General features: G+C 73.0%; 11 protein-coding genes and 1 pseudogene. 5 read left to right on the forward strand and 7 right to left on the reverse strand.

The genetic code is table 11. From position 1 onward, the window contains the following. A pseudogene (locus AB0M20_RS13460) lies at positions 1 to 275 on the forward strand (helicase); the annotation flags it as partial. Here the strand turns inward: AB0M20_RS13460 and AB0M20_RS13465 are convergent. The 4 genes from AB0M20_RS13465 to AB0M20_RS13480 all read right to left on the reverse strand — a co-directional run bounded on the left by AB0M20_RS13465 (position 238) and on the right by AB0M20_RS13480 (position 3,979). After that, positions 238 to 777, reverse strand: a complete 540-nt coding sequence (locus AB0M20_RS13465) for a hypothetical protein (RefSeq protein WP_364297747.1) — start codon at positions 775 to 777, stop codon at positions 238 to 240. The pseudogene AB0M20_RS13460 and the gene AB0M20_RS13465 overlap by 38 nt on opposite strands. A 4-nt stretch (positions 778 to 781) precedes the next feature. Further along, the gene (locus AB0M20_RS13470; RefSeq protein WP_364297749.1) at positions 782 to 2,212 is read right to left on the reverse strand and encodes a hypothetical protein; all 1,431 of its coding nucleotides are present in this window, start codon (positions 2,210 to 2,212) and stop codon (positions 782 to 784) included. Then, positions 2,209 to 3,285 carry a hypothetical protein gene (locus AB0M20_RS13475; RefSeq protein ID WP_364297751.1) on the reverse strand — a complete coding sequence of 359 codons (1,077 nt, stop codon included), beginning with the start codon at positions 3,283 to 3,285 and terminating at the stop codon, positions 2,209 to 2,211. Before AB0M20_RS13475 ends, AB0M20_RS13470 begins: the two co-directional genes overlap by 4 nt. A 73-nt stretch (positions 3,286 to 3,358) precedes the next feature. Further along, positions 3,359 to 3,979, reverse strand: a complete 621-nt coding sequence (locus AB0M20_RS13480) for a hypothetical protein (RefSeq protein WP_364297753.1) — start codon at positions 3,977 to 3,979, stop codon at positions 3,359 to 3,361. Between the two features lie 152 nt (positions 3,980 to 4,131). On the opposite strand from AB0M20_RS13480, the gene AB0M20_RS13485 reads away from it, so the two are divergent. Then, a complete protein-coding gene (locus tag AB0M20_RS13485) occupies positions 4,132 to 4,416 on the forward strand; it encodes a DUF427 domain-containing protein (protein ID WP_364297755.1) in 285 nt (94 codons plus the stop codon). Between the two features lie 29 nt (positions 4,417 to 4,445). Here AB0M20_RS13485 and AB0M20_RS13490 read toward each other — a convergent pair whose 3' ends face one another. Both AB0M20_RS13490 and AB0M20_RS13495 read right to left on the reverse strand, forming a co-directional pair. Continuing rightward, complete coding sequence (locus AB0M20_RS13490) at positions 4,446 to 4,826, reverse strand: hypothetical protein (protein WP_364297757.1); 381 nt, start codon at positions 4,824 to 4,826, stop codon at positions 4,446 to 4,448. A 53-nt stretch (positions 4,827 to 4,879) separates the two neighbouring features. Then, complete coding sequence (locus AB0M20_RS13495; protein WP_364297759.1) at positions 4,880 to 5,377, reverse strand: YbaB/EbfC family nucleoid-associated protein; 498 nt, start codon at positions 5,375 to 5,377, stop codon at positions 4,880 to 4,882. A gap of 186 nt (positions 5,378 to 5,563) precedes the next feature. Here AB0M20_RS13495 and fxsA point away from each other — a divergent pair, with 186 nt between their 5' ends. Genes fxsA through AB0M20_RS13510 form a run of 3 tightly spaced genes read left to right on the forward strand, consistent with a single transcriptional unit; the run spans position 5,564 to position 9,013 of the window. Continuing rightward, positions 5,564 to 5,743 (forward strand): FxSxx-COOH cyclophane-containing RiPP peptide, encoded by a 180-nt coding sequence (fxsA, locus tag AB0M20_RS13500; protein ID WP_364297761.1) that lies wholly within the window; start codon positions 5,564 to 5,566, stop codon positions 5,741 to 5,743. Between the two features lies 1 nt (position 5,744). Further along, positions 5,745 to 7,265, forward strand: a complete 1,521-nt coding sequence (locus tag AB0M20_RS13505) for an HEXXH motif-containing putative peptide modification protein (RefSeq protein WP_364297763.1) — start codon at positions 5,745 to 5,747, stop codon at positions 7,263 to 7,265. Positions 7,266 to 7,321: 56 nt separating this feature from the next. Further along, positions 7,322 to 9,013 (forward strand): bifunctional diguanylate cyclase/phosphodiesterase, encoded by a 1,692-nt coding sequence (locus AB0M20_RS13510; RefSeq protein WP_364297765.1) that lies wholly within the window; start codon positions 7,322 to 7,324, stop codon positions 9,011 to 9,013. Here the strand turns inward: AB0M20_RS13510 and AB0M20_RS13515 are convergent. Continuing rightward, the coding region (locus tag AB0M20_RS13515; protein WP_364297767.1) for a tetratricopeptide repeat protein at positions 8,969 to 9,251 on the reverse strand (283 nt) is incomplete at its 5' end. The genes AB0M20_RS13510 and AB0M20_RS13515 overlap by 45 nt on opposite strands.

A 9,251-nucleotide genomic window follows, 5' to 3' on the forward strand; every position in this document is an offset into this window, starting at 1 on the left:
CCGTCGTGCTGCACCCGCTGTCCGGCCGACAGGACGCCACGGCGTTCCACCTGGAGTCCGGCCGGCTGTGCGTGCTGACCTCGCGCCACCGCAACGCGTGCGTGGTGGTGGCGCGAGCCGGCATCGCCGACCTGCTCGACGCCCACCCGTCCACCGAGCCGGTGCACCTCAACGTGCCGGTGAAGTTTCCGGACGGCTGGGAGGCCAACCAGTCGATCCTCGCCCACCTGGCCGCGATCAGCGGATCGCGGCCACCCGCACCCCATCGGCCGTGACCGTGGCGACCAGCGTTCCGTCCGCCGACCGGGCTTCCAGCCTCGACTCCGAGGTGGGCACCGGCCCGTCGGGCGTCCAGCTCAGCCCTTGCGTCGCCGCGGTGCAGACGCCCGGGCGTTCGGCGATCAGCGCGCCGCGGCGCGACCACACGCGCAGGACCCCGTCGAGGCAGGCCGTGGCGATCCGCGCGTTGCTGTCGTCGATCGTGACGGCCGTCAGGTCGTCCGGGTGCTGGCGCTTGAGGATGACCCGGCCGGTGCGCAGCTCACGGACCTTGAGGTGGTTGGCACCGGCGGCGGCGAGCAGGGTGCCGTCCGAGGAGAACGCGACGGCGCGCACGGCGCCGCCGAGCAGGTCGTGGACGAAATGGCGGTGGGGCCGACCGGTGTCGACCCGCCAGAGCCCGACCATGCCGTTCGAGCCGCCGACCGCGAGCAGTGTCGCGTCGGGACTGAACGCCAGGCTCTCGCAGCGATACTCGTCGAGCGCGACGGCGAACACGGTTTCACTCAACCACCGCGGGCGGGTCGCCACCAGGCCCGCCATGGGTCCAGGGAGTTTCGCTCGCGTCGGGGAAGGCGGCGCCCGGCCGGAACGCCTCACTGAGCGTGGTGAGCAGGAGCTGTTCCCCCACCGCCGGCACGCTGCCCGGCTCGGCGACCATCTTGCGGCCCATCCCGCCGGAGAGTTCCAGCAGCACGTCGCTGCCGGTGGGGGTGGCCGTGACCGAGATGACCTTCGCCTTCTGGCCCGGACGGGCCGGCGAGGTGAGGGTCGCACCGGGGTCGACGCGCACCGGCTCGGTGGTGGCGACCATGATCCGCGGGCGCAGCACCGGGCGCTTGCCGGTGTCGTCGATCCGATCGGGGTCGGCGAGCGTCACGGTGCCGGCGAAGGCGGTGCCGGCCAGGCGGTGCTCGGCCATCACCAGCGGGTCGTCGAAGGCGCGTTGCACGGCATAGCGGGCGGCGGCGTTCTCCAGGCGGTGCAAACGCGCCGCCGCGGCGACCGCGCCGTCCCGGCGGGGCTGCGGCGGGCCGCCCTCGGCCAGGTTGGCGACGAACGCGGAGAAGACGTCGCGGTCGGCGTCCCAGCGGGAGGCGACCCGGGCGCCGGGCGGCAGGGCACGCAGCAGGGCGAGCGTGTGCCACATCTGGTCCCAGGTCGGCTGCAACACTTCTCGCAACGCCTCGGTGAGCCCGTCGACGTCGTCGGCGGCCATCAGCGGGGCGAGCACCTTGTTGTCGAACTCCGGGTCGGTGGCCGGACCGGCCGCCTGGCCCTCCGCCTCGAGAGCGGCATCGCGGCCGGACATTCCCGCGGGTGGGGTGATCCAGGCCAGCAGCGCGGCGAGCTGGGCGTCCTCCGCGCTGCTCTGCCCGGTGGCCCAGTGCAGACCCAAGGCCTGCACGGAGTTGAGCAGCAGCGACGCGCCCGGCACCTCGGCCGACTGGGCGAAGAAGGTGAGCCACCGGCCCAGCAGCGGCACCCCGGGTGGCACCGGGTAATCGCCATCCACCTGCCGGAAACGCGTCGAGCGGCCGAAAAGCTTGAGGAAGTCGACGCCGCCGGTGTTGGGCACCCAGACCTGGGGCGCGTCCACCAGGCGGTATCGGACGTCGCGGCCGCGGTCGACGGCGATCGGCTCGGCCACACCGGTGAACGAGTCCACGTAGGGCAAAAGGAGCTCGGCGAGGGAGGCGGCGAAAGCGAAGCGCTGGTCCCGGTTCCGGGGTTGGGGAACGACCAGCAACGTGGGCGACGACTGCGCGGTGCCGGCCATCGCGGCCAGCGGGGCGTTGGCCTCGCCGGCCATGGCCAGCGGCACCAGGACGAACGGATGCTCGTGCAGGTGGAGATGCCGCACGGTCGCCACGGGTTCGGCGCGGCCCGACGTGAAGGCTTGAGCGCGGGCGAGCGCGGTCAGCGTGCTCACGAAGCGAGGGCCTCGGCCCGCAGCCGGGCGGCGGTCCGGAGCATCGCGGCGGCTTCGGCCTGCTCCTCGCTCGCGGGCCGCGCGCCGCCGGCCAGGGCCAGCACCTCGGTCACCGACTCGACACCGCCCAGGGCGTCGCGCACCGGGCGGCCCAGCGCGCCGGTGGTGCCGGCGGCTTCGTGCCGGCAGTACGCGGCGAGTTCGCAGGCGGAGAGGCATTCCGGGGCGTAGCGGGCAGAGACCTGGCCGAGGGCCGCGGTGAGCCGTTCCGGCGACAGGGCCAGATCGAAGGACAGGTCCGGCGGGAGCGCGGCGACCAGGGTGTCGACGGAGGCCATGCGGGCGAGCTGGCGGCGCAGGGTCGCGAGCTGCTTGCGGACGTCGAGGACGACGGCGACCGGGCGCAACGAGAAGTTCTCCGGGCAGACCAGCACGACCTCGTGATCGACCAGGGCCGGGTCCTGGCCGAGCGAGGAGAGGAGGGAGCGTAGGGCGAGGACGTAGACGGCGGCTTGTGTGGCCGCTGCGGAGACCTTCGCGCTGTCCGCCTGGCCGTCGACGATCGCGAACGACTTGATCTCTACGACCTGCAGGCGGCCGGCCCGCTGGAAGGCGATCAGGTCCGGCTCGAGGAAGACCCGCTGGCCGGCGACGTCGAGGGTGAGCAGGGGGTGGTCGATCAGGGCCGCGCCGGCCGCGTCACCCAGGAGGTCGCGGGTGCGGGCGTGGCGTTCGGCGAGCGTCTCGTCGGCGTCGGCACCGAGGTCGTCGTAGCCGACCTTGAGGGCCGGAAAGCCGAGGGCCTCGAGCAGGAGGGTGCCGCCGCCGGCCTTCAGCATGGCCTCGAAGCCGTTGCCGCGGGCCAGGGCGAATCGGGACTGCCCGAAGCGGCCCGGGAAGCCGATCCGCTCGGCGAGGTGCGGCTTGTCGACCCCGGCGGCGTCCAGGACGGCGCGGCGGGTGCAGCCGGGATTGCCGGTGAGCGCGGCGATCGTGCGGGCGTTGTGCCGCTTCCGCGGCGACTCCCCCCGCAGCCGGTCGAGATCCGCCTGCCGCGGCACGACACCGGTCATGCGCGGCTGCCCAGCACGCGACCCGGCGTGAAAGCGCCGGCCACAGCCGGCGGCGCGGCGACGTCGAGCGGCGTCATGCTCGGCCTCGCTGGTGTGGGACCGGTGGGAGGCCGAAGAGGCGCTGGCGGTCGTCGAGCTGGGCGGCGCGGGCCAATGCCTCGGCGCGGGCCGGCTCCTCCGCCGCGACCGCCTCGGCCAGGGCCGGGTCGTCGATCGCTACGCGGGCGAGTGCGGCCAGGTCCGCGGCGGCGCCCGCCGCGGTCGCGTTCGTGATCGACTCCCGCGCGCCGGGGATCTCGCCGGCGAGGCGGCGCAGCAGGTCGTGTGCCACGGGACCCGCGCCGGGCCGGGCGGCGGCGAACTCCGCGACGCGGACCGTCGCGACCAGGTGGTGGGCGCGGCTGACGGCGGGCGTACCCAAGCGATCGTCGAGCGACCACGCGGAAAGCGTGACCGTCCCGCGCGCCGCCGTGAGATCCGGGTTCAGCCCCGGGCAGACGAACCACGGGCCCGCGTCGGCGAAGGCACGCTCCTCGTCGCGCAGCAGCGCGGCCAGCGCCGGCACCGACAGGTCGCCGTCGAAGAACGCGGCGTGCACCTCGACCACGAGGCGGGCCGGGGCGGGGACGCCGAGCAGCAGCAACGCGTGCCTGGCCTGCTCGCGGCGGCTTGGCAAGGTGCTCTGGCGGTTCATCTCGGCCGTTTCCGTCGGGGGTGGCGCCGGTCGACACTAGATCTTCGCTCACCGTCTCGGCAATGTCCTCGCGACGCTCCGCCATTCACCCCGCAGAGCTGAATAAACCGCACATATCCGACCCCGGGGCGTGCACGCGCTACGTTCGAGCTATGTCGAAGGCCATCTGGAACGACGAGATCATCGCCGAGAGCGACGACACCGTGGTTGTCGAGGGCAACACATACTTCCCGCGTGCTTCGCTGCGGGAAGACGTGCTGCGCCCCTCCGACACGCACACCATCTGCCCGTGGAAGGGCAAGGCTTCCTACTACACGCTCGAGTCCGGCGACCACACGACGCCGGACGCCGTCTGGTTCTACCCGGAGCCGAAGCCGGACGCCAAGGTGGTTCGTGATCGCGTCGCGTTCTGGAAGGACGTCAAGATCGTCGCCTGACCGTTGAGCCATGAGCACCGGAGGCCCGCTCACGCGATGCGCGGGTGGGCCTCCTCGATCGCGGGCACCTCGAGGTAGTCGAGCAGATCTTTCTGCTCCGCCGGCTCCAGCGCGTAGAAGGCCTCGTAGGCGACCATCCGCGCATGGGCGGTCTCGGCCGCGAGCAGCGCGATGATCCCGGACCAGGCCAGCGACACCCGGTCGAAGAGCCGCGCCGCCCGCAGCGACGTCAGCCGGCTCAGCATCGCCACCTTCGTCGCCGCGTCGTCGTCGTGCGCGATCCGGTCCGACAGCTCGAAGAGCGCCTTCCCGCGGTACGGATGCTCGGCCTCGATCATGCGCGCCAGCTCGGCGTTGTTCATCTGATCGACCGGCGGCGCCGGCCCGCGGCTCGGCAGCGATGAGCTCACGACGTTCGTCCCCCTTGCAGATGTCCCGTACACCGACCGTAACGGTCCGGCGCTCAGCGCGCTCGGCTGTCCCGTCCGCTCTCGTGTCCGTTGGCCGGCTGCTGGTGCGGCAGCGTCGGCCGGATCGAGAAACTCGGGAACGGCGCGGAGGCGGGCATCACGGGCGCGACCGGGCCGTCCGGCACCGGCGGGAACCGTTGCGTGAAGCTTTCGAGCACCGCGCGTCCGGTCTCCGACTCCGCGCCGACGGTCTCCCCGACCGCCACGGCCACCCGCTCCCGGAGCCCGGACTGTGCGCGCCGCATCGTCCGCATGATCTCGGCGGCCAGGTCGGCGCCGCTCAGCCGGCGCGCGCTGTCGTCGAGGTCCAGCGCGGTCACGTTGCCGCCGCTGTTCACGTGGACGCGCACCGCGCCGTCACCGCCGGTCGCCGAGGCGGCCAGCCCGGCGATCCGGTCGGCCAGCGTCGCCGTCGCCTCGGCGCGCCCGGAGTCCTGCGAGCTCCACGACCGCACCCACTCCTCGGCGTCGTCCAGATTGCGACCCAGCACAGTTTGTCCTCCGTTGCCGATTTTCATCCTGTGTTGGGGTCCTATGAGATCACGAACCCGCAAGCGACGAGGACCCGGTGTGCGGGCGCGCCACGACGTCACCCGACCCGGCGACGGCACCGTAACCTGGCGGCAATACATTGACCGTTGCCGGTCGGCAAACATCCACCGGCGGGAGGTGGCGCGGTGACGGGCGAGAAGTGGGAGTCGGACCTGGTCGACGTGTCCGAGCTGTCCCTGTCGGAGCTCGCCGACCTCGCCGAGGAACAGGACGGCGACTCCGCGCTGGCCCGTGCGCTGCGCCGGGTCGCCGACGATCTGGCCGACCCCGACGAACCGATCGCCGGTTTCAACTCGGCCCTCTGACGTGCGGCGGCACGCGCTCTCCGACCATGCCTTCGCCGAGCTGGGCGCGGGTCGCCCATCGCTCGCGACGGTCGCCGAGCTGCGCCGGGCCGAGGTCAGCCGTCACTTGCTGCTGCTGCGCGCGCTGCGGCCCTCCCCGGGGTACGCGCGCCTGCGCGCCCTGGAACGCGAGGATCCGGTCGCCTTCCGCCGCGCCGTCGAGGACCCGCTGACCGGTGCCTGGGCGGCGGCGCAACTGCGCACGGCCGTCGCCGGCGCCGCGATGGAGCTGCCGCGGGACAACGCGCGGCGGTTGGTCGCCGAGCAGGGCGGGCTGTCCATCGAGGTACGCCTGGAGGACGCCGACGACCGCCGAGGCCTGCTCGGGCTGACCCCCACCGGCCGGCTCGCCGAGGTTGACGCGGCGCACTGGGAGCGGTGCTTCACCGAGGCGTGGCGCGTGCTGGCGAGCCGGCATCGCGACGCCGCGCTGCTGCTGCGAGCCGTGCTCACCTGCGTCGTGCCGGTCGAGGCGGACCCGGCGGCGGCCGGGATCAGCGCGACGTCGGCGGACGCCTTCGGCGCGGTCGCGATGTCGATGCCGGCCGACGGCGTGAGCCTGGCCGTGGGCCTGCTGCACGAAGCCCAGCACAGCCTCCTGAACGCCACGAGCCACCTTTTCGACCTGCACGAGCGGCCGCGCGACCTGGGCTATTCGCCGTGGCGCGACGACCCGCGCCCGGCGTCCGGCATCCTGCACGGCGCGTACGCCTATCTGGCGGTGACCCGCTTCTGGCGCACGGAGTCGGCGGCAGCGAGCGGCGAAGGCCAGGCGGTTGCGGAGTCGGCGGCCGGTGGCGGGCGGGTGGCGCGTTTCGAGTACGAACGGTGGCGCGAGGCGGTGTCGGAGACGGCGGACCGCCTGCTCGCCGCGGGCACCCTGACCAGGGCCGGTACCAGTTTCGTGGCGGCGCTGGCCGAGGAGGTGCGACCGTGGTCGGCCGAGCCGTTCCCGAACCCGGAGATCGCCCGCCTGGCCCGCATGGCCAACGCCGACCACTACGCGCGCTGGCGCCTGCGCAACATGACCCCCGATCCGGCCGGCGTGGCGGCGTTGGCGCAGGCCTGGCGGGAGGGCAAGGACCCCCCGGAGGTCCGGTCGACGCTGCGCCCGCCCACTCGACGCGCTCTTCCGCGCAGCCCGCGACTGCACCGGATCCACGCTCTGCTGCGCGAGGACCCGTCGTTGAGGGACCCGTCGTGGACTGGCGCGGAGGAAGCAGCGCACGGCCGGGACGGTGGGGTGAGCGGGCAGTGGCGCGTGCGTCGCGCAACGGCCTCGGAACTCGCCTTCCTGCGGGGTGATCAGGGGACTTTCCGGCGCTCGTACCTCGAATCAGATTTTGATCTTGATCCGACCGCCCTCGCCATCGCCGCCGGGGCGCACGGGCGGATCGAGGCTCTTGTCGCCGTCTGGCAACGGTTGCGGGGTGAAGGGGTCGATCCGGTCGCGCTGGCCGACTGGCTCGGCACCTCGAGCTGAGTGGGAACGCTCAGGTCGCGGGGCTGCGGGCCGATCTGACGACCCGGAGGTGGGGCATGAGTCAGAGCAAAGCCATGAATCGGGTACGCCACGTCGTGGACGGGGCGATGATCTTCGGTTCGCTGCTCATGCTGGCCTGGCCCGGGCTCTTCGAGGAGCGCACCACCCGGCTCGTGCCGCTCGGCGTCGTGCTGTTCCTCGGTGCCGGCGTCATCTTCCTCGCCCAGCGGTGGCCGCTTCTGCAGTACGCGCCCGTCGCCTCCGCCGTGCTCATGGCCGCCTACTGGCACCACCGCGACGGCGTGGTCTCGCCCGAGCTCACCGGCCTGCTGATCGTCGTCTCGGCGGTGATCCTCGTGCGCCAGTTCCTCGGCGCCCGCACCAACGACTCCCTGATGCGCGACCTCAACCGCGAGCGCGCCCTCCTGGCCGGACAGGCCTTCCGCGATCCGCTCACCGCGCTCGGCAACCGCAAGCTCTTCATCGACCACGCCACCGACGCCCTGTCCGACGCCGACGACACCATGACCGCCGTGATCCTCGTCGACCTGGACGGGTTCAAGGAGGTCAACGACACCTACGGGCACGCGGCCGGCGATGAGCTGCTGCGTAAGACGGCCGAGCGGCTCAACGCCAACGTGCGGGCCAACGACACCGTCTCACGGCTCGGCGGCGACGAGTTCGTGGTGCTGCTGCCCCGCCTCGCCGACGACCAGATCGCCGACACCGTGGCGCAGCGGATCCTGCGTGACCTGGCCGCACCGCTGGTGATCGGCGACGCCGTGCTCGGCATCCGGGCCAGCGCCGGCATCGCGCTGACCCGCGGCAGCGGCCACGCCGTCGACGACGTCCTTCGCGAGGCCGATCTGGCGCTCTACCAGGCCAAGGCGGACGGCAAGGGCGTGGCGCGGCGGTTCGACCCGGCGCAGTTCGCGATGGCCGAGCAGCGCCGCCGCGACGAGGCCGAGCTGCGCCGCGCGGTGGACCGCGGCGAGTTCGAGGTGCACTACCAGCCGATCGTCGACCTCAGCGACGGCGGGGAGAAGACGGCCGGCGTGGAGGCCCTGGTGCGCTGGCGGCACCCCGAGCGTGGGCTGCTGCCGCCGGCCGCGTTCCTCGACCTCGCCGAGTCGATGGGCCTGATGCCGCGGCTGGGCGGGTGGGTCCTCGGGGAGGCCTGCCGGCAGGCCACCGAGTGGCAGGTCACGAACCCGGGCTTCGAGCTGAACGTGAACCTGTCCGCCTCACAGCTGGGCCGGCCGGAACTGATCGACGAGGTCCGCGCGGTGCTCGACGAGACCGGCCTGCCGCCGCACCTGCTGGTGCTCGAGCTGACCGAGTCGGTCGCGCTGGTCGACCTGGTCGAGTCGGCGCGGGTTCTGAAGAACCTCAAGACCCTGGGGGTACGCATCGCGCTGGACGACTTCGGCACCGGCTTCTCCTCGCTGAGCCACCTGGGCACGCTCCCGGTCGACGTGGTGAAGATCGACCGTTCGTTCGTGCAGGCCATGCAGGAGACGTCCGGCGCGTCGGTGGCCGAGGCGGTACTGCAGATCGCGCGCACCTTCGACCTGTCACCGGTGGCGGAGGGCGTCGAGGACGCGGTGCAGGCGGCCCGGCTGCGGGAGCTCGACTGCGCGCAGGCGCAGGGATACCACTTCGCGAAGCCGATGCCCGCGGCGGACCTCACCGAGCTGCTGACCCTAGAGCAGCGGCAGATCGATGTCGGTTTCCAGCCGCTGGCCTGAGGCGGCCAGCGCCACCGCCGGGTGGCCCTCGCCGAACGACTTGATCAACGCCGTCGTGGCCTGCTGCTGAGCCGGCTCGTCACCGGAGTCCAGCGCCACGTTCCACGCGCAGGCCGCGGTGTCCGGGTGGTCCGCGCCACGGACGGTTCGCGAGCGTTGCAAGGTGTCCGCCGCGATCTCCAGGGCCGGCTGCGCCTCACCCGTGTGCAGCATGTCGGCGGCGAGCCCGTTCGCGCAG

It is taken from the genome of Actinoplanes sp. NPDC051633 (assembly GCF_040681735.1).
GTDB lineage: Bacteria > Actinomycetota > Actinomycetes > Mycobacteriales > Micromonosporaceae > Actinoplanes.

What these genes read in the sequence shown, in the direction of transcription:
- AB0M20_RS13485 (WP_364297755.1), top strand. Translation starts at nt 4,132, where the DNA reads ATGTCGAAGGCCATCTGGAACGACGAGATCATCGCCGAGAGCGACGAC.
- AB0M20_RS13510 (WP_364297765.1), top strand. Translation starts at nt 7,322, where the DNA reads ATGAGTCAGAGCAAAGCCATGAATCGGGTACGCCACGTCGTGGACGGG.
- AB0M20_RS13475 (WP_364297751.1), bottom strand. Translation starts at nt 3,285, where the DNA reads ATGACCGGTGTCGTGCCGCGGCAGGCGGATCTCGACCGGCTGCGGGGG.
- AB0M20_RS13480 (WP_364297753.1), bottom strand. Translation starts at nt 3,979, where the DNA reads ATGAACCGCCAGAGCACCTTGCCAAGCCGCCGCGAGCAGGCCAGGCAC.